This is a genomic window from Paractinoplanes deccanensis, assembly GCF_016862115.1.
In the GTDB taxonomy this organism is placed as follows: Bacteria; Actinomycetota; Actinomycetes; order Mycobacteriales; family Micromonosporaceae; genus Actinoplanes; species Actinoplanes deccanensis.
In genome coordinates this window covers 23,860-43,948 of the sequence record NZ_BOMI01000098.1, presented here as the reverse complement: position 1 = coordinate 43,948, position 20,089 = coordinate 23,860, and the positions used below count along the sequence as shown (strand labels likewise).

Annotated in this window: 24 protein-coding genes; 14 read left to right on the top strand and 10 right to left on the bottom strand. The window is 71.3% G+C overall.

Going from position 1 to position 20,089, the window contains the following annotated elements; all coding sequences use genetic code 11:
* Nucleotides 1-4: 4 nt before the first annotated feature.
* A complete protein-coding gene (locus tag Ade02nite_RS25135) occupies nt 5-862 on the bottom strand; it encodes a G5 domain-containing protein (protein WP_203768701.1) in 858 nt (285 codons plus the stop codon).
* 107 nt (nt 863-969) lie between these two features.
* A complete protein-coding gene (locus Ade02nite_RS25130) occupies nt 970-1,533 on the bottom strand; it encodes an NADPH-dependent FMN reductase (protein WP_203768692.1) in 564 nt (187 codons plus the stop codon).
* A 97-nt stretch (nt 1,534-1,630) separates the two neighbouring features.
* Between Ade02nite_RS25130 and Ade02nite_RS25125 the strand changes: the two genes are divergently transcribed.
* Nucleotides 1,631-2,116 (top strand): MarR family winged helix-turn-helix transcriptional regulator, encoded by a 486-nt coding sequence (locus tag Ade02nite_RS25125; RefSeq protein WP_203768690.1) that lies wholly within the window; start codon nt 1,631-1,633, stop codon nt 2,114-2,116.
* Here the strand turns inward: Ade02nite_RS25125 and Ade02nite_RS25120 are convergent.
* Nucleotides 2,113-2,703 (bottom strand): TetR family transcriptional regulator C-terminal domain-containing protein, encoded by a 591-nt coding sequence (locus tag Ade02nite_RS25120; RefSeq protein WP_203768688.1) that lies wholly within the window; start codon nt 2,701-2,703, stop codon nt 2,113-2,115. The two genes, Ade02nite_RS25125 and Ade02nite_RS25120, sit on opposite strands and share 4 nt — an antisense overlap.
* 66 nt (nt 2,704-2,769) lie before the next feature.
* Here Ade02nite_RS25120 and Ade02nite_RS25115 point away from each other — a divergent pair, with 66 nt between their 5' ends.
* The gene (locus Ade02nite_RS25115) at nt 2,770-3,225 is read left to right on the top strand and encodes a GNAT family N-acetyltransferase (protein ID WP_203768680.1); all 456 of its coding nucleotides are present in this window, start codon (nt 2,770-2,772) and stop codon (nt 3,223-3,225) included.
* A gap of 24 nt (nt 3,226-3,249) precedes the next feature.
* Here Ade02nite_RS25115 and Ade02nite_RS25110 read toward each other — a convergent pair whose 3' ends face one another.
* Complete coding sequence (locus Ade02nite_RS25110) at nt 3,250-4,953, bottom strand: glycosyltransferase family protein (RefSeq protein WP_203768672.1); 1,704 nt, start codon at nt 4,951-4,953, stop codon at nt 3,250-3,252.
* A 73-nt stretch (nt 4,954-5,026) separates the two neighbouring features.
* Here Ade02nite_RS25110 and Ade02nite_RS25105 point away from each other — a divergent pair, with 73 nt between their 5' ends.
* Genes Ade02nite_RS25105 through Ade02nite_RS25090 form a run of 4 tightly spaced genes read left to right on the top strand, consistent with a single transcriptional unit; the run spans nt 5,027 to nt 7,026 of the window.
* Nucleotides 5,027-5,392: a DUF2304 domain-containing protein gene (locus Ade02nite_RS25105; protein WP_203768670.1), complete on the top strand. Its 366-nt coding sequence runs from the start codon at nt 5,027-5,029 to the stop codon at nt 5,390-5,392.
* The gene (locus Ade02nite_RS25100) at nt 5,389-6,081 is read left to right on the top strand and encodes a glycosyltransferase family 2 protein (RefSeq protein WP_239169033.1); all 693 of its coding nucleotides are present in this window, start codon (nt 5,389-5,391) and stop codon (nt 6,079-6,081) included. The genes Ade02nite_RS25105 and Ade02nite_RS25100 overlap by 4 nt, the downstream gene beginning before the upstream one ends.
* The gene (locus Ade02nite_RS25095; protein WP_203768668.1) at nt 6,078-6,476 is read left to right on the top strand and encodes a GtrA family protein; all 399 of its coding nucleotides are present in this window, start codon (nt 6,078-6,080) and stop codon (nt 6,474-6,476) included. The genes Ade02nite_RS25100 and Ade02nite_RS25095 overlap by 4 nt, the downstream gene beginning before the upstream one ends.
* 13 nt (nt 6,477-6,489) lie before the next feature.
* Nucleotides 6,490-7,026: a Uma2 family endonuclease gene (locus Ade02nite_RS25090; protein WP_239169032.1), complete on the top strand. Its 537-nt coding sequence runs from the start codon at nt 6,490-6,492 to the stop codon at nt 7,024-7,026.
* An 11-nt stretch (nt 7,027-7,037) separates the two neighbouring features.
* Here Ade02nite_RS25090 and Ade02nite_RS25085 read toward each other — a convergent pair whose 3' ends face one another.
* Together Ade02nite_RS25085 and Ade02nite_RS25080 are read right to left on the bottom strand one after the other, a co-directional pair.
* A complete protein-coding gene (locus Ade02nite_RS25085; protein ID WP_203768666.1) occupies nt 7,038-7,451 on the bottom strand; it encodes a PIN domain-containing protein in 414 nt (137 codons plus the stop codon).
* Nucleotides 7,433-7,717 (bottom strand): hypothetical protein, encoded by a 285-nt coding sequence (locus tag Ade02nite_RS25080; protein ID WP_203768659.1) that lies wholly within the window; start codon nt 7,715-7,717, stop codon nt 7,433-7,435. The genes Ade02nite_RS25085 and Ade02nite_RS25080 overlap by 19 nt, the downstream gene beginning before the upstream one ends.
* Before the next feature lie 70 nt (nt 7,718-7,787).
* On the opposite strand from Ade02nite_RS25080, the gene Ade02nite_RS25075 reads away from it, so the two are divergent.
* Nucleotides 7,788-8,174, top strand: a complete 387-nt coding sequence (locus Ade02nite_RS25075; protein ID WP_203768657.1) for a squamosa promoter-binding protein 15 — start codon at nt 7,788-7,790, stop codon at nt 8,172-8,174.
* Between the two features lie 13 nt (nt 8,175-8,187).
* On the opposite strand, the gene ychF is transcribed toward Ade02nite_RS25075, so the two are convergent.
* The gene (gene ychF / locus Ade02nite_RS25070; RefSeq protein ID WP_203768655.1) at nt 8,188-9,273 is read right to left on the bottom strand and encodes a redox-regulated ATPase YchF; all 1,086 of its coding nucleotides are present in this window, start codon (nt 9,271-9,273) and stop codon (nt 8,188-8,190) included.
* Between the two features lie 80 nt (nt 9,274-9,353).
* On the opposite strand from ychF, the gene Ade02nite_RS25065 reads away from it, so the two are divergent.
* The 3 genes from Ade02nite_RS25065 to Ade02nite_RS25055 all read left to right on the top strand — a co-directional run bounded on the left by Ade02nite_RS25065 (nt 9,354) and on the right by Ade02nite_RS25055 (nt 12,385).
* Nucleotides 9,354-10,868 carry a DNA-3-methyladenine glycosylase 2 family protein gene (locus Ade02nite_RS25065; RefSeq protein WP_203768653.1) on the top strand — a complete coding sequence of 505 codons (1,515 nt, stop codon included), beginning with the start codon at nt 9,354-9,356 and terminating at the stop codon, nt 10,866-10,868.
* 79 nt (nt 10,869-10,947) lie between these two features.
* Nucleotides 10,948-11,478, top strand: a complete 531-nt coding sequence (locus Ade02nite_RS25060; RefSeq protein WP_203768651.1) for a methylated-DNA--[protein]-cysteine S-methyltransferase — start codon at nt 10,948-10,950, stop codon at nt 11,476-11,478.
* Between the two features lie 4 nt (nt 11,479-11,482).
* The gene (locus tag Ade02nite_RS25055) at nt 11,483-12,385 is read left to right on the top strand and encodes a LysR family transcriptional regulator (protein ID WP_203768649.1); all 903 of its coding nucleotides are present in this window, start codon (nt 11,483-11,485) and stop codon (nt 12,383-12,385) included.
* A 192-nt stretch (nt 12,386-12,577) separates the two neighbouring features.
* Here Ade02nite_RS25055 and Ade02nite_RS25050 read toward each other — a convergent pair whose 3' ends face one another.
* Entirely contained in the window at nt 12,578-12,862 is a 285-nt protein-coding gene (locus tag Ade02nite_RS25050) for a hypothetical protein (RefSeq protein ID WP_203768648.1), read from the bottom strand.
* Nucleotides 12,863-13,047: 185 nt separating this feature from the next.
* Here Ade02nite_RS25050 and Ade02nite_RS25045 point away from each other — a divergent pair, with 185 nt between their 5' ends.
* The 3 genes from Ade02nite_RS25045 (at nt 13,048) to Ade02nite_RS25035 (ending at nt 17,131) form a co-directional block, all read left to right on the top strand.
* The gene (locus Ade02nite_RS25045) at nt 13,048-13,785 is read left to right on the top strand and encodes an SDR family NAD(P)-dependent oxidoreductase (RefSeq protein ID WP_203768646.1); all 738 of its coding nucleotides are present in this window, start codon (nt 13,048-13,050) and stop codon (nt 13,783-13,785) included.
* A 182-nt stretch (nt 13,786-13,967) separates the two neighbouring features.
* Entirely contained in the window at nt 13,968-16,505 is a 2,538-nt protein-coding gene (valS, locus tag Ade02nite_RS25040; RefSeq protein WP_203768644.1) for a valine--tRNA ligase, read from the top strand.
* 80 nt (nt 16,506-16,585) lie between these two features.
* Complete coding sequence (locus Ade02nite_RS25035) at nt 16,586-17,131, top strand: hypothetical protein (RefSeq protein ID WP_203768642.1); 546 nt, start codon at nt 16,586-16,588, stop codon at nt 17,129-17,131.
* Here Ade02nite_RS25035 and Ade02nite_RS25030 read toward each other — a convergent pair.
* Entirely contained in the window at nt 17,128-17,871 is a 744-nt protein-coding gene (locus tag Ade02nite_RS25030) for a hypothetical protein (protein WP_203768640.1), read from the bottom strand. The two genes, Ade02nite_RS25035 and Ade02nite_RS25030, sit on opposite strands and share 4 nt — an antisense overlap.
* A 54-nt stretch (nt 17,872-17,925) precedes the next feature.
* Between Ade02nite_RS25030 and rmuC the strand changes: the two genes are divergently transcribed.
* The gene (rmuC, locus tag Ade02nite_RS25025; RefSeq protein WP_203768632.1) at nt 17,926-19,062 is read left to right on the top strand and encodes a DNA recombination protein RmuC; all 1,137 of its coding nucleotides are present in this window, start codon (nt 17,926-17,928) and stop codon (nt 19,060-19,062) included.
* Here rmuC and Ade02nite_RS25020 read toward each other — a convergent pair.
* Nucleotides 19,059-20,072 (bottom strand): 4-hydroxy-3-methylbut-2-enyl diphosphate reductase, encoded by a 1,014-nt coding sequence (locus tag Ade02nite_RS25020; protein WP_379037261.1) that lies wholly within the window; start codon nt 20,070-20,072, stop codon nt 19,059-19,061. The genes rmuC and Ade02nite_RS25020 overlap by 4 nt on opposite strands.
* Nucleotides 20,073-20,089 lie beyond the last annotated feature (17 nt).

Below are 20,089 nucleotides of genomic sequence, written 5' to 3'. Positions count from 1 at the left end.
GGGATTATCGCGGGCCGCAGGCCAACTCTCCCAGCGAATTCGCGTCGAGCAGCTCGAGGTCCTGGTCGAGGATCGTGACGGAGCCGCCGAGGTGGACGGCGCTCTCCTCGCGCCGGCAGTCCGCCGACCGGCCGAGCGGGATGCAGAAGTCGTCGCAGCCCTTGGGCGGCCGCTGGTTGCCGCCCTTGGCCGGGCCCCGGCGCGATCCGAAGGCGACCACGCGGTGCTGCGGCTGCTTGGTGATCGTGGAGTCGAGCAGGCGGCGCTCGGTCTGCTTGCCGTCGGCGAAGGTGACCAGGTAGCGCAGGGTCTCCTCGCCGGGGACGCCGGCGGTCTGGATCTTCTTGGCGCCACGGGGCAGCGACGGGTCGCGCACGAGGCGCGTCTGGAACGGGATCTCGCGCGTCTCGATCTCCGTGCGGGTGGTCAGCACGGGGCGCGGGTCGCCGGCGGCCACGGGCGGCGGCACGGGAAGCGAGGTCTGCTGCTGCTGTTGTTGCTGCTGCCGGCTCTGCGCCTGCGGGGTCGTGGCCTGGGCCGATGTCGCGGGCTGGGGCTCGCGGGTGGCGGTGCGGTCCGCCTCGTTGCTGATCCGCGGCAGGCTCGCCGCGGCGTCGTACTGCGGCTTCGCGCGATGCGGGGGCGCTGCCGCCGGGACGCTCGGCCCGGGTTGCTGCTGCTGTTCCGCCGGTGACGCGGCGGCCTGCCCGACGGCGGTGACGATCCGCGGGGCGCCGGGACGCTCCTTCGTCAGCGCGGCGGCGCCGGCCACCGCGCTGCCGATGGTGATGACCAGAGCACTGCCACCGGCCGCCATCCGTACCCCGAACGGCAGCCGGGCCCACCAAGACTTTCGTGGCATTTCAAGCAGTTGCTGCAAAGAGTCACTAGTTGTCTGGTTTTGCACCCTAGGCATTGTGCTGCCCGGAGCGGGGGATGCAAGCATCCCCCGCCCTGTGTCCTTTTTGATCAGGCGTTGCGGAGCGGCTTGAGGGCCGCGCTCCAGGCCACCGTCTGGTCGAGGACGGTGGTGAGAGCCGCCTCCTGGTGGGCGCCCGGGAGGAACTTGCTGTAGTTCTCGAAGTCGGTCGCGAGCGACAGCAGGACCTGGGCCCGGACGTCGGCCAGCATGAGCTCGCCGGCGATGAGGCGCAGGTGCTCGACGGCGCGGGCGCCACCGACCGAGCCGTAGCCGACGAAGCCGACGGCCTTGTTGTTCCACTCGGCGAAGAGGAAGTCGATCGCGTTCTTCAGCGCGCCGGAGGTGGAGTGGTTGTACTCGGGGGTGACGAAGATGAAGCCGTCGAAGGAGGCGATCTTCTTGGCCCACTCGAGGGTGTGCGGCTTGGTGTACTGGCCCATCGACGGCGGGATCGCCTCGTCGAGGTGGGGCAGGTTGTAGTCGAGGAGGTCCACCAGCTCGAACTCGGCGTCGGTGCGCTTGGACGCGATGTCCAGGACCCACTTGGCGACGGCCTCGCCGTTACGGCCGGGACGGGTGCTGCCCAGAATGATGCCGATCTTGGTGGTCATCGGAGGCTCCGATCTCTGTTTCTCAAGTTCCTGTGACGCTCACTAAACTTGCTACGTCAAAGAAGTATTCCTGCGGTTCGGCCGTACGATCAATGTCATGTCCGCCACAACACCCGACCCCGCACTGCCGCCGGGCCTCACCGCACTGACGCCCTCGGAGGAGGCGGTCATGCGGGGCATCGGCCGGATGTTGCAGCTGCTCCCCCGCCAGCTCAACGCCGACCTCGAACGCGAGCAGCGCATGTCCGCGAGCGAGTACAACGTGCTGCGGCACCTCTCCGAGTCGGCCGAGGGGCACATGCGGATGAGCGAGCTGGCGCAGGCGTGCGACATGTCGCTGAGTGGCATGACGCGGCTCGCGGCCAAGCTCGAGTCGCTCGGCTATCTGACCCGGGTGAAGTGCGAGGACGACCTGCGCGGCTGGAACGCGGTGCTCACCGAGCGCGGCCTGGCCCGGCTGCGTGAGGCGTGGCCCACCCACCTGGCCAGCGTGCGCCGGCACATCTTCGACCACCTCGGCGACATCGACCTCGACAAGCTGGCCGTCGCCCTCAACGAGATCGCCGGGGACGCGCCTCGCTAGACCCCTAGGCCGTACGAGGTGAGGGCCTCGTCGAGCATGCGCTCCTGGGCTCGCGGCGGATAGGCCTCCGGGTCGGCCGCGGCGAAGGCGGCGGCGCCCTCGGCCATCGCGATCAGGCCGAGCGCCACAGTGGACACGCGCTCGGCCGGCCACTCGGGCGCGGCGGCGCCGACCAGGCGCTCCACCCGCCGCCGCCAGGCCCGGTTGTTGGCCCGGTGCATCTCGACGAGCTCGTCGTCGGCAACGGCGGCCGCGAGGAAGCCCATCCAGACGACGCTCTCGTGGCGCGTCTCGGCGTCGGTGGCGAGCCCCTGGCGGAGCACGCTGCGCAGCGCGGCCCTCGGCGACGGCGCCTCGCTCTCCAGGGCCTCCACGCGCGCCCGCGTCTTTTCGTGCAGCAGGTGCCGGGCGTGCCGCAACAGGGCCTGCCGGTTGGGGAAGCGATGCATCACCAGGCCGGTCGTGCACCCCGCGGCCGCGGCCACCGCCCGTACGGTCAATCGCTCGAGACCCTGCTCGCCGAGCACGTCCCAGACCGCGCGGGACAGCGCCGCCTCCTGAGCCGCCCGATCCGCCGTGCGTGACATGACTCGCACCTCCCCCATAACCGTAACGGATGTTATCGTAACGCTTGTTACGAGACGGAGGACGCCATGATCACGATCGAGGAACGGCCCTGGGACGACCCCGCCGGCGCCGGCCTGCGCGCGGCGCAACGCGCCGAGCTCGACGAGCGCTACGGCAGCGACGACCACGAGCCCGGCACGCCGCCCTCGGCAGCCGACATCGACGTCTTCCTGGTGGCCGTCGACGGCGACGGCCGCGCCCTGGGCTGCGGCGCCCTCCGCCGGCTCGACCGGACCAGCGCCGAGGTCAAGCGCATGTACGTGGTGCCGTCGAGCCGCGGCACCGGCGTGTCCACCGCCCTGCTGCGCGCCCTGGAGGACGCGGCCCGCGCCCGCGGCTGGACCACCCTGCGCCTCGAGACCGGGCCCGCCCAGCCCGACGCCATGCGCTTCTACGAGCGCGAGGGCTACCGCGAGATCCCGCTCTACGGCCCGTACGTCGGCTCCGACCTCTCGGTCTGCTACGAGCGCGCCCTCGCCTGAAACCTCTCCGGGCATCGCGTCGTTCTACTGGCGTCGCCACACGGCGATCTGGCCCTTCTTCGGGCTCGCCTGGAGCAGCACGAAGCCGTACGCGGCACCGTCCCAGGTGACGCCGGGGGCGTAGCGGCCGATCACGACGTCGACGTCGGCGGGCGGCTCGCCGGCGGGGACGTGGGCGAGGTCTTGCCAGTACACCTCGTGGTACATGACGAAATAGCCCTCGCGGGTCATCCCGCCGCCGAGCGCGACCCGGTCGCCCGGCCCGACGCCGAGCGCCGCCAGATCGATCGGGGTGCTGAAGCGCTCGCCGAGCGGCTCGACGAGACGATCACGCATCACCGACATGGTGACGGCGTTCGCCGCGACGATCAGCGCCAGCGCCGGGATCACCAGCGCGCGCAGCCGGGTGAGCAGCACGAGCACGGCCAGGCCGGCCAGGGCGATGACGGTGCCCGCGTACGGGCGCAGCCTCGCCCAGCCGGCGGTGACGGTGATGAGGTCGGGGCCGCCGAAGGTGCCGTAGCCGAGCCGTTGGCCGTGCTCGGCGGCATAGCGCAGCCGGTAGGCGACGAACAGACCGCCGGCCACGAGAAGCAGCACAGGCACGACGGTGTATCTCAGCACCGGCTTGCGAAGCAGCGCCGCTTCATTGATCAGCGCCGCGACTCCGAAGAGAAGCCAGAACGGCACGAACGCCTGCACGTAGCGCGAGTAGAGCGCGTCCCCGTCGCCCGGCAGGCCGGCCAGGATCAGCGCCGCCCCCGCGGTGACGGCGAAGGTGCCGGCGAGGGCGAGGCCGGCGGTCCACCGGAACGCCGCGTCACGCGCCGGCCGCAACATCTCGACGGCGCTGACCGTCCACGCGAGACCGGCCAGGCCGGCAGTCACCACGCACATGTACCAGACGTTGGTGCCGAACGAGCCGGCGAAGACGCGAAGCCGGTCGGCGTCCGTGAACACCTCCAGCGTGCCGGCGCCGACGATGTCGCCGCGAAGGTGCACCTTGTCGCCGAGCCACAGAATGATCGCCTGGTTGAGCGCGGCCGACAGCGCCACGGGCACAAGGGACAGTCCCGCGAGGCGTACGGGCACCCGGCGCCGCCAGAGCGCCAGCGCGAGGAACCCGAGGTAGACGGCGAGCAGGATCGTGCCGCGGATGTGCACCGCGTACAGGATGCCGGTGAGCAGTCCCACGGTGACCGCGGCGCGCTTGCGGCCGGCGTCCCGCAGCCACCAATGCATCGCGAGGAACCAGCCGAGCAGGAGCGGTGCCATGATCGCGTCGGTCATGCCCACCAGCGACCAGAAGACCCCGGCCGGAACGGTGGCGGCGGCGAACGCGGCGGCCAGCCCGGCCCACCTCCCCAGGCCGAACATGCGGCGTGCCAGCAGATAGGCGAGCGGCAGGCTCAGCGCGCTGACGGCGGCGTTCACGATCTGGATGATCTTGTACGTGGCGGCGAAGTCCGAGCCGAGCAGGTAGGCCGGCGCGATGAGCAACGGATAGCCGGCGCGGCGGAACAGCGGCGTCTCGGAGCTGAAGCCGCCCGGCCCGCCGGCGAGGGCCCGCGCCACGTTCAGGTAGCTGTCCTCGTCGGTGTGGGCGATGGGGTGGGTCAGCGGCTGACCGAGCCAGAGCCGCCACAGGACGCCGGCCAGCCAGCCGAGCACCAGTACAGCGGCTACGGCGACCCTTCCGCGCGCCGCGCTGGAGATAGAGATCGGCACTGCTCGATCCTAAACGGGGGCAGATCTTGCGGTAGTGTCCGCTCCTCGGTACCCGGCACCGCGGGGGCGGACGATGAGGCTTATCTTCGTGACGGCCACGACAGGACTTGTCATGCTGGCCGTGATGGTGGAGTTGTTGCGCCGGCGACAACTCCGGGAGAAGTACGGCGCGTTGTGGCTGCTCGTGGCCATTGCCATCCTGCCACTGGCCGTCGTGCCGACGCTGCTCGACGGCTTCTCCTCGCTCCTCGGCATCGCGTCCGGGCTGAGCCTGTTCCTCTTCCTGAGCGTCGTCTTCCTGCTGCTGGTGTCCATGCACCTGTCCTGGGAGAGCAGCCGGCTCGAGGAGGAGACCCGCAGCCTCGCCGAGGAAATTGCCCTGCTGCGGGCCGATGTGGCCGAATTGCAGGAATTCCAGGAGAAAGTAAAAGCGCCGTGACGCGCGCGCTCGCCATCATGCCCGCCTGGAACGAGGCGGACTCCATCGCCGCCGTGATCAAGGAGCTCCGGCGGGAAGCTCCCGGCATGGACGTCCTCGTCGTCGACGACTGCTCGCGCGACGCGACCGCCGAGGTGGCGCGGGCCGAAGGGGCGAAGGTGCTGCGGCTGCCGTACAAGCTCGGCGTCGGCGGCGCGCGCCGGCTCGGCTACCGGTACGCGGCGGAGCACGACTACGACATCACCGTGCAGATGGACGCCGACGGGCAGCACGACCCCCGCTACATTCCCCGCATGGTCGACGCCCTGTCCGGCGCCGACCTGGTGATCGGCGCCCGGTTCGCCGGCGAGGGCGGCTACCGGGTCCGCGGCCCGCGACAGTGGGCGATGAGGCTGCTGTCGGGGGCGCTGTCGGTCATCACCAGGACGAGGCTGACCGACACCACATCGGGCTTCCGGGAGTGCCGGGGCGAGCTGATCGCGTTCTACGCCCGCAACTTCCCGGTCGAATACCTCGGCGACACGATCGACACCCTCGTCCAGGCCAAACGGTCCGGCTTCCGGATCAGACAGGTCCCCGTCTCGATGCGCCCCCGCCAGGGCGGCCGGCCGAGCGCCTCCCCCGCCAAGTCGATGATCTACCTGCTCCGCTCCGTCCTCGCGCTGCTCCTCGCGCTGGTCCGCCGGTGACGGCCGGCCTCGACCCGGGCCGGGTGACCCGCAGCAGCGGCTTCCGCTTCGTGATCGCCGGCGGCACCAGCGTCCTCGTCGACGCGGGCCTGCTCTGGCTCCTGCACGGCGTGCTCGGCATGTGGCTCTCCCCCGCCACCGCCCTGGCCTTCCTGACCGGCTTCGTGGTCAACTTCGCCCTCAACCGCCAGTGGGCCTTCGCCGCGACCGACGGCCACCTGCGACACCAGTTCGCCAGATACCTCGCCCTGGTCGCCGCGAACCTGCTGGTCACCGTCCTGCTGGTCAAGGCACTGACCGCACTCGGCATGCTGTACCTGGCCGCGAAGCTGCTGACCACAGCCACCCTGGCCACCATCAACTACTTCATCTCGCGGAGGTGGATCTTTGTCTAGAAGCACACCGGGGGTGCACGCCGACGACCTCGACCACCTTCGGGAAATGCCGCGTCACACGGAGGTGATCGACGGAACGCTCGTCTTCAGGTCACTTCCCCAACGGGCGTGGCATTCCCGGCTCGTCACAGCGCTGCAACGGGCACTGGCCGAACAGGCGCCGCCCGGCACAGAGATCGAGCGAGAGATCACCATCCGCCTCGACGACTGGAACCGCCCCGAGCCCGACGTCCTCGCCACAACGGCGCCGTACGATCCCGACACCACGTTCTTCACAGCCGACACGGTGTCACTGGTTGTCGAGGTGGTCTCGCCGGAGTCCGCCCACCGCGACCGCAACGTCAAGCTGCGCAAATACGCGGAAGCCGGCATCGCAAACTATTGGCGCGTCGAGGACGAGGACACCTCACCCGCGGTCCACGCCTACGAGCTCGACGAGCCGACCCGCTCCTACGTGCCGACCGCCATCCATCGCCACGAGCTGCACACCACAAAGCCGTTCGCGATCACGCTGGACTTGGACAGGTTGGTGCCCCGCGGCAGGAGGTGAGACTGGCAGCCTCACACCGCCACGAGGCGGATGCGGTCGCCACAGAGCTTGGCTAAGTCATCGATGTCGGAGGTCAGCATGACCACGGGGCGGTGCTGACGCAGCGCGGCCTCGGCGACCGCCGCGTCGATCGCGTACTTGTGCCCATGCGGGCCGGCGTCCATGAGCAGCCTTGACGCCGCCCTCGCCTCCTCCTCGCCCACCGGGACCACGCGCAGGCCCGACAGCACCCAATTCAACCGAGACTTGTTCGTACGGGCGTGGACTGCCTCGATGATCGTGAGTGCGCTGATCACGACCTCCATGCCGCGCGATCGCGCCTCGGCCACCAGGGCCACCACCTGCTCGTCATCGGCGAGCAGCTTCGAGAGCCCCTCGCTGTCGAGGACCAGCGTTCCCTCGTGACTCAGCCTGCGGCGGGCCACTCGTCCTCCTCGGCGAACACCTCGTCGAAGACTTGACGCGCCCGCTTGCGTGCCTGCTCGGAGACCGGCCCCTTGCGGCTCTCATAGTCCGCGAGATACTCGTCGAGAATCTGCCCGCGCAGCTCCCGCTCGACGGCCTCGGCGATGAACGAGGAGAACTCTCGCTTGCCCACGCGTGCGCGGATTGCCTCGGCGGTCCCCTCGGGCAGCGACAGGCTGACCCGCGTCGCCGGCCCTTCCCCGATGCTGTACGTCGTCTCGCCCATGCCCCAAGTGTGTCAAACGAGTAGGAAACCCGCCACGATCTGCGATGCCGTCCGCTGACATGATGGCGTTGTGAGCTGGGTTACCACCATTCTGCTGTCGGTGGACTTCACCGAGGACAGCGCACTGATCCACGACTTCGACCGCTGGCTTCGGACCCTCGCCCCGCGGCGGGAGCAACCCGAGGTCACGGGCGTCGGGTCACTTCGGGCCCTGAACGACACCCCCGAAGCGTGGGGTGGCGCGAAGTATCCGGAGGCATTGGTGTGGGCCGGAGTGCTGAACAAGGCCGACGTCTCCGCCGTCGTCCAGCGGTTCGGCGCCACCCGCTGGCGCGTTCCGCGGCTGGCTCAGCTCCTCGTGCAGGACCAGGAACAGGGCGCCTTCCGGCTCTGGATGATCCGCGACGGAGGGGTCCGCCAGTACGCACCCCTCCCCGACTTCGGCGCTGACGAATGAGCGCTGGGCGAAGTCACACGTTGAAACGGAACTCCACCACGTCGCCGTCCTTCATGATGTAGTCCTTGCCCTCCATGCGGACCTTGCCGGCGGCCTTGGCGGCCACCATCGAGCCCGCGGCCATCAGGTCGTCGTAGCTGACGATCTCGGCCTTGATGAAGCCGCGCTGGAAGTCGCTGTGGATGACGCCGGCGGCCTCGGGGGCGGTGGCGCCGACCGGGATCACCCAGGCGCGGGCCTCCTTGGGGCCGGCGGTCAGGTAGGTCTGCAGGCCCAGCGTGTTGAAGCCGACCCGGATGAGCTGGTTGAGGCCCGGCTCGGCCTGGCCGGTCGACTCCAGCAGCTCCTGCGCGTCCTCGGGGGACAGGTCGATCAGCTCGGACTCGATCTTGGCGTCCATGAAGACGGCCTCGGCGGGCGCGACGAGGGCGCGCAGCTCGTCGAGGAACGCGGCGTTGCCGAGCTCGTCCTCGTCGACGTTGAAGACGTACAGGAACGGCTTGGTCGTCAGCAGGTGCAGCTCACCCAGCAGATCCACGTCGATGCCGGCCGCGGCGGCGCCCGCGTGCAGCGTGACACCGTCGTTGAGCAGCTTGAACGCGGCCTCCGCGGCGGCGACCACGGGAGCGCGGTCCTTCTTGAGCTTCGCCTCCTTCTGCAGCCGCGGCAGGGCCTTCTCCACCGTCTGGAGGTCGGCGAGGATGAGCTCGGTGTTGATCGTCTCGATGTCGTCGGCGGGCGAGACCTTGCCGTCGACGTGCAGCACGTTCGGGTCGGAGAACGCGCGCACGACCTGGCAGATCGCCGAGGCGTCGCGGATGTTCGCGAGGAACGCGTTGCCCCGGCCCTGGCCCTTGGAGGCGCCGCGCACCAGGCCGGCGATGTCGACGAAGCTGACCGGCGCCGGGATGACCTTTTCGCTCTTGAAGAGCTCGGCGAGCTTCTCCAGGCGCTCGTCGGGCAGCCCGACGACCCCGACGTTCGGCTCGATCGTCGCGAACGGGTAGTTCGCGGCGAGCACGTCGTTCTTGGTCAGGGCGTTGAACAGGGTGCTCTTGCCGACGTTGGGCAGGCCGACGATTCCGATGGTGAGGCTCACGGAGCGTCAGTCTACGGGGTCCATGGCCATGTCCGAATCCCGCCAGCCAACGGGTACCCCGGCGGAGCAGACTCAACGGCATGGAACTGGACTTCGAACGGTGCTACCGAGCCGTGGACAGCCGGGACCAGCGCTTCGACGGCTGGTTCTTCACCGCCGTGACCAGCACGGGCATCTACTGCCGCCCGTCCTGCCCCGCGATCACGCCGAAGCGCGAGAACGTGCGCTTCTACCCGAGCGCGGCGGCCGCCCAGCGTTCCGGCTTCCGCGCCTGCAAGCGCTGCCGGCCGGACGCCGCACCCGGCTCGCCCGAGTGGGACGTGCGCGCCGACCTGGTCGGGCGCGCGATGCGCCTGATCGGCGACGGCGTGGTCGACCGCGAGGGCGTGCCGGGGCTGGCGAGCCGCCTCGGCTACACCGAGCGTCACCTCAACAGGCTGCTCACCGCGGAGCTGGGCGCCGGGCCACTGGCGCTGGCCCGCGCGCAGCGGGCGCAGACGGCGCGGATCCTCATCGAGACCACGAGCCTCGGCCTGGCCGAGATCGCGTTCGCGTCGGGTTTCGGCAGCGTGCGGCAGTTCAACGGCACGATCCAAGAGGTGTACGCGCAAGCGCCCGGCCAGTTGCGCGCCCGCGGCTCGGCGGGCGGGCACGACGAGCCGGGCACGATCACCGTACGGCTGGCCTATCGGTCGCCGCTGCATGTGCCGTCGCTGCTCGGGTTCCTGGAGACGCGGGCGTTGCCGGGCGTCGAGGAACGCACCGGGAACACGTACCGCCGGGGCCTGACCCTGCCCCATGGAAGCGCGACCGTCGCGCTGACCCCGGCCGACCGCTTCATCTCGGCGACGCTGCGGCTCGGCGACGTGCGTGACCTGGCGCCGGCCGTGGCCCGCTGCCGACGGCTCTTCGACCTCGACGCGGACCCCGACGCCGTCGACGCCACGCTGGGTGCCGACGTCGCGCTCGCCGCGGCCGTCGCCCAGGAGCCGGGTGTACGTGTGCCACGCTCGGTCGACGGCTTCGAGATGGCGGTCCGGGCGATCGTGGGGCAGCAGGTCTCCGTTGCGGGCGCGCGAACGACCCTGACCAGGCTGATCCGCGCCGCGGGAACGATGCCGCCGGCCGATCCACGGTCGCCGTCCGGCTCGTCGCCTGACCTGCCCCCATCCACCTCGCGGGCGTCCGGCTCGTTGGCGGCGGCCGGCCTTTCCAGCCTCGGCGCCTTTCCCTCCGCGGCCGTAGTGGCCGACCTGCCTGATGAGGCGTTCGGGATGCCGGCGGCGCGGCGCGACACGATCCGGCGGCTTGCGGCGGCGGTCGCGGACGGCAAGATCGATCTGGAGCCGGGAGCGGACCGGGCCGAGACGGTGGCCCGGCTGGAGGAACTGCCCGGGATCGGCGCGTGGACCGCCGGATATGTCGCGATGAGGGCGATCGGCGATCCGGACGTCTTTCTCCCGACCGATCTGGCCGTACGCCGCGGAGCAGCGGCCCTCGGGCTGCCGAGCGCTCCGAAGGCGCTGGCCGCGCACGCCGAGCGGTGGCGCCCCTGGCGCTCATACGCACTTGTCCGGCTGTGGAGAGCCGCCTGACGTTGTCCACAGCCTCCCAAGATTTTTCCCACGGCCGGCCCGACTTCGTCAGGCTGGACCGCAACCCCAGGAGGACCCGATGTTGAAATACCGCACGCTCGACACCCCCACCGGCCCGCTGACCGTCGTGGTGTCCCCGACCGGCGCCGTGCGCGCGGCCGGCTTCACGACCGACGTCGCCGACCTGCTCAGCCTGGTCCATCCGAGCCTGCTCGCCCCCGCCGAGCCGGCGGACGACGTGGGGCCCGTCGCCCGCCACGTTCGCTCCTATCTCGACGGCGACCACACCGCGATCGACGCCGTGCACGTCGAGCAGGTCATCGGCGGCAGCTTCATAAGCCACGCGTGGCAGGTCATGCGCGACATCAAACCGGGCTCCCCGGTGACCTATTCGGAGTTCGCCCGCCTCTCCGGCCGCCCGGCCGCGGTCCGGGGCGCCGCTGCCGCCTGCGCCCGCAACCCCGTGGCGCTCTTCACGCCGTGCCACCGGGTGCTGCGGCTCGACGGCACGCTCGGCGGCTACCGCTGGGGCCTGCCGGTGAAGACGTGGCTGCTGGCACACGAGGCCGGCCACAGCACCGCCGCGGTCGAGGCCGGTGTGGTGCGATGAGCTCGTGGACTTGCGCGAGATGCGGGTGTTCGTCGCCGTCGTCGAGGAGGGCAGCCTCTCCGCGGCCGCCCGGCGGCTCCGGCTGAGCCAGCCCGCGGTGTCCCAGATCGCCGCCGCTCTCGAGCGGGAGCTGGGCACCGCGCTGCTGGTCCGCGGCGCCACGGGGGTCCGGCCCACCCCGGCCGGCACGGTTCTGGCCGAGGAGGCACGGGCGGTGCTCGCCCGCTACGAGCAGGCGATCGCCGCGGTCACCCGCGATCCGGCGGCCGACCAGCGCCCGCTCCGGCTGGGCATACCGCTCGAGGCCGGCATCGACCTGCTGGCCGCCCCGCTCGCCGAGCTGTCCCCGCACACCCGCGTCGAGGCGCGCCACCTCTCGACCAGCGCCCAGCTGGCCGCGCTGCGAGCCGGCGAGCTCGACCTGGGCCTGCTCCGCGAACGCCCCGACGGCGACGACCTCGACGCCATCCAGGTCGCCGCGGAGCCGCTGGGCGTCCTGCTGGCCAGCCGGTTCGCCGACGAGGTGGCCACCTCCGAGGGAGTCCGCCTCGACAAGCTGGCCGGCCTGCGCTGGCTCAGCTTCGCCCGCACGGACAGCCCAGCCTGGTTCGACGAGATCGTCGCCGTCCTGCGCAGCCACGGCCTACGCCCCACCACAACCACGGCGGCCGGCCAGGCACTCATCCCCGAGGTGAAGCTGACCTCGGTCCTGTCCGGCAACGTCTTCTCGCTGGCCCCAGCCGACTGGCCCCAGCCCCTCCCCGAAGGCGTCGCCTGGCTCCCCCTCGCCGGCGCCCCTCTGGTCCGCCGCACCTGGGCCACCTGGCAGTCCACCTCACGCCGCCGCGACCTGGGCCGCCTGATCGCCGCCCTCGACCAGCCCCGCCTCACCACCCCAACGACCTAGCGCCCCTCCCCTCCTCCACCCCGCCGCGCGAAGCCAACGCTCCGGCCCGGCCCGCATCACCACCCACAGGTCCCCAAGACCCATGTCCAAGCGGCCGAAAGAGACACCGCGGCCGACATCCGCCACAAGGCGTCCGCCACACGGCCGCCGCAACATCCACCGACCACGCGTCCCGCCTCTCGCCGGCGCCCATCACCGCCACCCCAGCCCAGCGACCCACATCCCAGCGCGCCCACCGAGGGCAACAGCCTCGTGGCACCCGGACCTCCAGCCGCGTCGCCGCACCACATCAGCAGCCTCGCCACCACCCAGCACCAGCCGGCGGCAGGCGGTGAGCAGCAGCTTCAGGCGGCGGGCACTGGGCGGCACCAGCGGGCGGCAGGCGGTGAGCAACAGCTTCAGGCGGCGGGCACTGGGCGGCACCAGCGGGCGGCAGGCGGTGAGCAGCAGCTTCAGGCGGCGGGCACTGGGCGGCATCAGCCGGCGGCAGGCGGTGAGCGGAGGCGGATGCCGAGAGCGGCCGGGCGGGGCGGTCTAAGCAGGACTGATGGGGGCCATAAGGAAACACCGACAACTCGGATGGAAGTGGGCATCTGGGACGGCGGTTGCACCGGGTGGATCGGGTGCGCGAGGTGCCCGGCCGCGAGAGACAGGTGCGTAGCGTGGAGCAGGAACTGGGCGGGACCACCGCCCTTGTCACCGGGGCCACCAGTGGGATCGGGCGGGCTACCGCCTATCGGCTGGCGGAGTTGGGCAGCCACGTCATTCTCACCGGGCGTGATCTGGCGCGCGGGGAGGCCGCCGTGGCGCACATCCGGGGTGCGGGTGGCAAGGCGGACTTCATCGCCGCTGAGCTTCGTGGGGAAGCCGGGGCGCGGGAGCTGGCGCGGGCTGCCGTGCGGGTCGGCGGGCAGGTCGACATCTTGGTGAACAACGCCGGGGTCTATCCGTTCGCGGCTACCCAGGAGGTGATCGGGGAGCAGTTCGACGCGGTCTACGACATCAATGTGCGGGTGCCGTTCTTCCTCGTCGCCGAGCTGGCTCCGGCCATGGCCGAGCGGGGGCGTGGCGCCATCGTCAACCTGAGCACGATGGTGGCCGATTTCGGCATGCCGGGTGCCGCGCTCTACGGGTCGAGCAAGGCCGCGATCGTCCTGCTCACCAAGGCGTGGGCCGCCGAGTACGGGCGCGCCGGCGTGCGGGTCAACGCCGTGAGCCCGGGGCCGACCGCGACCGAGGGCACCGCAGGCTTCGGCGACTCGCTCGCGGGGGCGGCGCCGGCCGGTCGCGTGGCCGAGCCTCGCGAGATCGCGGACGCCGTCGCCTACCTGGTCAGCGAGCGGGCGTCCTTCGTGCACGGAGCCGTCCTGCCGGTCGACGGCGGCCGCCTCGCCGTCTGAAACGCGGGCGCCGTGCGGGGCCGGTTCGGCGCCTGAAACGCGGGCGCCGTGCGGGGCCGCCTCGCCGCCTGAAACGCGGGCGCCGTGCGGGGGCCGCCGTCCCGGCTGCCTCCGCACGGCTGTGGGCCGGGTCGCTGTTTTATCGGGGGCTGGAGCGGCCGTTTCGCCGTAGCATTCCGCACATGACTGATACGGGAACGACCGGGCGCGCCGGTCTCCCCGAGCGGCCCTCGCTGGAGGGCCTCGAGGACAAGTGGGCGCGCACCTGGCAGGAGGAGGGCACGTATGCGTTCGACCGCTCGAAGGAGCGGGCGGATGTATACGCGATCGACACGCCTCCGCCGACCGTATCGGGCGAGCTGCACATGGGGCACGTCTTCTCGTTCACGCACACCGACACGGTCGCCCGGTTCCAGCGCATGCGCGGCAAGGCCGTCTTCTATCCGATGGGCTGGGACGACAACGGGCTGCCCACCGAGCGGCGGGTGCAGAACGTCTACGGCGTCCGGTGCGACCCGGCGCTGCCGTACGACCCTGACTGGCAACCGCCGTCGACGCCGCCCAAGCAGGCCGTCGCCATCTCGCGGCGCAACTTCGTCGAGCTGTGCGGGCGGCTGACCGCCGAGGACGAGAAGGCGTTCGAGGCGCTGTGGCGCCGGCTCGGGCTGTCCGTCGACTGGGGCATGACGTACACGACGATCGGGCGTCATTCCCAGGCCGTCTCGCAGCGCGCCTTCCTCAACAATCTCGCGCGCGGCGAGGCGTACACCTCGGAAGCACCGACCCTGTGGGACGTCGGCTTCCGCACGGCGGTCGCGCAGGCCGAGCTCGAGGACCGGGACCGGCCCGGTGCCTATCATCGGCTGCGGTTCCACGGGCCGGACGGGCCCGTCGAGGTCGACACCACCCGGCCCGAGCTGTTGCCGGCCTGCGTCGCGCTCGTCCACCACCCGGGCGACGAGCGGTACGAGGGGCTGACCAGCGTCCGTACCCCGTTCTTCGATGTCGAGGTGCCGGTCAAGGCGCATCCGATGGCGGCTGTCGACAAGGGCACCGGCATCGCGATGGTCTGCACCTTCGGCGACATCACCGACGTCACCTGGTGGCGTGACCTCCAGCTCGAGACGCGGGTGGTCCTCGGGCGCGACGGGCGCTTCCTCGCCGACCGGCCGGACGGCGTTCCCGAGGCCGCCTACCGGGAGTTCGCGGGGCTCACCGTCAACGCGGCGCGTCGCGAGATCGTCCGGCTGCTCACCGAGTCGGGTGACCTGCTCGGCGAGCCGCGGCCCATCACGCATCCGGTCAAGTTCTACGAGCGGGGCGACTCGCCGCTCGAGATCGTCACCAGCCGGCAGTGGTTCATCCGCAACGGTGGGCGCGAGCCGGAGCTGCGCGCCCGGCTGATCGAGCGGGGGCGTGAGCTCCAGTGGTTTCCCGAGCACATGCGGCACCGCTACGAGCACTGGGTCAACGGGCTGACCGGCGACTGGCTGATCAGCCGGCAGCGCTTCTTCGGCGTGCCGATCCCGGTTTGGTACCGGCTCGACAACGCTGGCGAACCGGACTACGACCAGCTTCTCATACCGGACGAATCGGCGCTGCCCGTCGACCCCTCCTCGGAGTGTCCGCCGGGTTTCGACGAGTCCCAGCGCGACGTCCCGGGCGGGTTCACGGCCGACCCCGACGTGATGGACACGTGGGCCACCTCGTCGCTCACCCCGCAGATCGTCACCGGCTGGCACCACGACGACGACCTGCACAAGCGGGTCTTCCCGATGGACCTGCGGCCGCAGGGTCAGGAGATCATCCGTACGTGGCTCTTCTCCTCGGTCCTGCGGGCCGACCTGGAGAGCGACGTCCTGCCCTGGAAGACGGCCGTGCTCTCCGGGTGGATCCTCGACCCCGACCGCAAGAAGATGTCCAAGTCCAAGGGCAACGTCGTCACGCCGATGGACCTGCTCGTGCAGAACGGCTCCGACGCGGTCCGCTACTGGGCGGCGAACGGGCGGCCCGGCGCCGACCTGGCGTTCGACCCGGCGCAGATCAAGGTCGGCCGGCGGCTCGCCACCAAGCTGCTCAACGCGTCGAAGTTCGCGCTCGGCCTGGGCGCGGCCGAGGCGCTGCGGCAGCCGGTCACCGAACCGCTCGACCGGGCGATGCTGACCCGGCTCGCCACCGTGGTCGGCGCGGCCACCGAGGCGTTCGACCGCTACGACCACACCGACGCGCTCCAGGCGACCGAGGCGTTCTTCTGGACGTTCTGCGACGACTACATCGAGCTGGTCAAGGAACGGGCGTACGCGTCGGGGCCGGGCGCCGACTCGGCACGGGCGGCTCTGGCGGCCGGTCTTTCGGTGCTGTTGCGGCTGTTCGCGCCGTTCCTCCCGTACGTGACGGAGGAAGTTTGGTCGTGGTGGCGGTACGGGTCGGTGCACAAGGCGACCTGGCCGACGACGTACGAGCTGACCCGGGTCGCCCCCGAGGGTGACGCGAGCCTGCTCGACCTGGCCGGCGACGCGCTGCGCCAGGTGCGCCGGGCCAAGAGCGACCGCAAGCTGTCGATGAAGGCCGACGTGCCGCTCGCCGAGGCGCTCGGGCCCGCGGACCTGCTCGACAAGCTGGCGTTGATCGAGGGCGACCTGAAGTCCGCCGGGCGCATCGCCAAGCTCGACACCCTGCCCGACCGCACCCCGGAGCTGGTCATCGCCTGCGCCTTCTGACCCCACATCGGGGGCCGGAGCGGTCCCGGCTCTGGCGAAAAGCCGGAGCCGGGGCCGCGCGGCAGGGCAGCATGAAGGGCATGATCGCGCCTGACCAGGTGGTGGCGCCCGCGCGCGACGCCGTGCTGTTCCGGTCGTCGCCGGTGCGGACGTTCGTCACCGTCTTCGTGCTGTTGATGCTCTCGTTCGGGCTCGTCTCGCCGATCATGGCCTTGATCGTGGGCGGGACGGGGAACCCGTGGTGGCACACCGCGCTCCAGGCGGCCGCCGTCGCGGTGCTCGGAGCGGGCTGCTTCGCCTGGTCCGCGCGCGGCTCCCTGAACACGTGGGTGCGGGTCTCGTCGGGCGGCCTCGAACTGGCCGCCCAGGACAGCGACCCGATCCTGCTGGCCTGGACCGACATCGCCTCGGTGCGGGTGCGGCGGGCCCGGCTGCGCAACGTCCTGGACGTCACGCCGGTCGACCTCGACTCTGTGCACCCCGTGCAGGGCGAACGGGTGGGCTGGCCGACGATGACCGAGACGCCCGACGGGCCGGGCTTCACCGCCGACCTCAGCGAGATCTGGCCGGGCCCGCGACGGCTACGCCGCGAGCTCGCCAAACACCTGCGCCAGACCGAAGGCTAGAAGTCGCCGCCGAAATCGCCACCGAAGTCGCCGCCCCAGTCGCCGCCACCCATGTCGCCGCCACCCATGTCGCCGCCGCCGAAGTCGCCGGCCGCGTCCGTGTAGCCGTCCTGGAAGCCGTCGGCGTAACCCATGTCGCCGAAGCCCGGGGAGAGCAGGGCATCGAAGATCAGCATGCCGCCGAGGACACCGGCGCCCGCGCCGAGCGCCGTCTTCCAGACCGGCGTCGAATACCAGCCGGCGGGGACCGGGCGGCCCTGCACACGGCCGCCGGGGTAGTAGTAAGGCGTGTCAGGGCCGGGCTGCGGGCCCGCCTTGTAGTGCTGGCCCTGCACGCTGACCTCGCGCTCCTTGGTCAGCTGGCCCGCGCCCTGCGCGCTCGCCAGCGGCGGCAGGTCGGGTCCCGGGTCGATGCCCATGGCCACACGGGCGGCCCGCACGTATTGCAGGCCCTCCAGCGCCGACTCGCGGGCGAGCTCGTACTGCCGGATGGTGTTGGCCTGCTGGAGCTGGCCACCGGCCGCGTTGTAGCGCTCGCCGGCGTCCGCCAGGGCCTGTTGCGCGGCGGCGTCGCTGCCGTGCAGGTTCATGAGCTGACCGCCGAGCCGTTCGTACCAGCGCTGGGCCTCGGCACGCGCGTCCTCCAGCCGGGTCTGCTGAGACGCCGCCCCGTTCCGCCGCACGAGGGCGACCACCAGGACGACCACGACGATGATGGCCAGAACAAGCAACACGCTCATGTTCCAACGGTACCCTCGTGAATCACGTCGGAGCTGTCTGGCAATCTCCGTTATGTGACTGTCTCGACGCTGGCCGTGGTGCTCCTCTGTCTGGCCGCCGGGGCCGCGATCGGCTGGTTCGCCGCGCGGCTGCGGGCGGCCGCCGACATCGCCCGGCTGGAGGCGACCGTGCAGGCGCGCGCCGACGGCGAGGAGCGCCTGGAGCAGTCGATGCGAGCGCTGTCGTACGAGGCGACCGCCCAGTCCCAGGAGGCCGTTGCCCGTGCGGTGGCCCCGCTGCACGAGACGCTGCGCCGCTACGAGCAGCGGGTCGCCGAGCTCGAACGCGAGCGCGTCGACGCGTACGCCGAACTGCGCGAACAGGTCCGCTCCATGAGCGAGGTCTCGGGCGAGCTGCGCACCGAGACGAAGCAGCTGGTCGCGGCGCTGCGCACCCCCCAGGTGCGGGGCCGCTGGGGCGAACATCAGCTGCGCCGCATCGTCGAGGCCGCCGGCCTGCTGGAGCACTGCGACTTCGCCGAGCAGGTCACCGCCGCCACCGACAATGCGGGGGTACGCCCCGACCTCGTCGTCCGGATGCACGGCGGCCGCACCGTGGTCGTCGACGCGAAGGCGCCGCTGGAGGCGTACCTGTCGGCGCTGGAGGCCCGCGACGAGCGGACCCGCGACACCCACCTGACCCAGCACGCCCGCCACCTGCGGGCCCACGTCGACGCGCTCGCCGCGAAGGAGTACTGGACGGCCTTCGACCAGGCGCCCGACTTCGTGGTCCTCTTCCTGCCGGCCGACCCGTTCCTCGACGTGGCGCTGCGGCACGACCCGACGCTGATGGAGCACGCGTTCCGGCGCAACGTCGTGCTGGCCACGCCGGCCACGCTGATCGCGATGCTGCGCACGGTCGCCTACTCGTGGCGGCAGGAGGCGCTGGCCCGCAACGCGGTGGCGGTGCACAGCCTGGCCCGGGAGCTGTACGGCCGGCTGGCGACGCTCGGCGACCACGTGGGCAAGGTGGGCACGGCGCTCGGTGGCGCCGTCACCGCGTACAACCGGGCGGTGGGGTCGCTGGAGGCGCGGGTGCTGGTGAGCGCCCGGAAACTGGCCGAGATGGGCGTCTCGGACGACGAGCTCGTGACGCCGCCGCAGATCGAGGTGGCGCCCCGCCAGCCGCAGTCGCCCGAGATGGTCGACTAGGCCTGGGCGGCGGCCGCCTTCATGTCGCGGCGGAGCTCCTGGGGCAGCGAGAAGGTCAGGCGCTCCTCGGCGGTGGTGAACTCGGTGACCTCGCCGAAGCCGCGGGCGGCCAGGTGGGACAGGACGTCCATGACCAGGTCGTCGGGGACGCTGGCGCCGGAGGAGACGCCGACCGTAATCGCGCCCTCGAGCCACTCGTCCTTGATCTCGGAGGCGTAGTCGACCAGGTGGCCAGCGCGGGCACCGGCGTCGAGGGCGACCTCGACGAGGCGCACGGAGTTGGAGCTGTTCGTCGAGCCGACGACGATCACCACGTCGCACTCGGGGGCGATCTCCTTGACGACGTGCTGCCTGTTCTGGGTGGCGTAGCAGATGTCGTCGCTGGGCGGCGACTGGAGCAGCGGCAGCCGGGTCTTGAGCCGGGCCACCGTCTCCATCGTCTCGTCGACCGAGAGCGTGGTCTGCGACAGCCACACGACCTTGGACGGGTCGCGGACGACGACCTTGTCGACCGAGTCGGGGCCGTCGACGAGCTGGATGTGCTGCGGGGCCTCGCCGGAGGTGCCGATGACCTCCTCGTGGCCCTCGTGACCGATGAGCAGGATGTCGTAGTCCTCGGCGGCGAACCGCTTGGCCTCGTGGTGCACCTTGGTGACCAGCGGGCAGGTCGCGTCGATCGCCTTGAGGTTGCGGGCCTTGGCCTGCTCGTGCACCTCGGGGGCGACGCCGTGCGCCGAGAAGACGACGGTGGAGCCCTCGGGCACCTCCTCGTTCTCCTCCACGAAGATCGCGCCGGCCGCCTCGAGCGTGCTGACCACGTGTTTGTTGTGCACGATCTGCTTGCGGACGTAGACCGGGGCGCCGTAGAGCTTCAGCGCCTCCTCGACGGTCTGCACGGCACGGTCGACGCCCGCGCAGTATCCGCGCGGCTTGGCCAGCAATACACGCTTCCGAGGCTCAGTCACCCGGCCATGGTACGTGGATCGCACCCGCGCCCGCCTTTCTGCGATCCGCACCACAGGACATA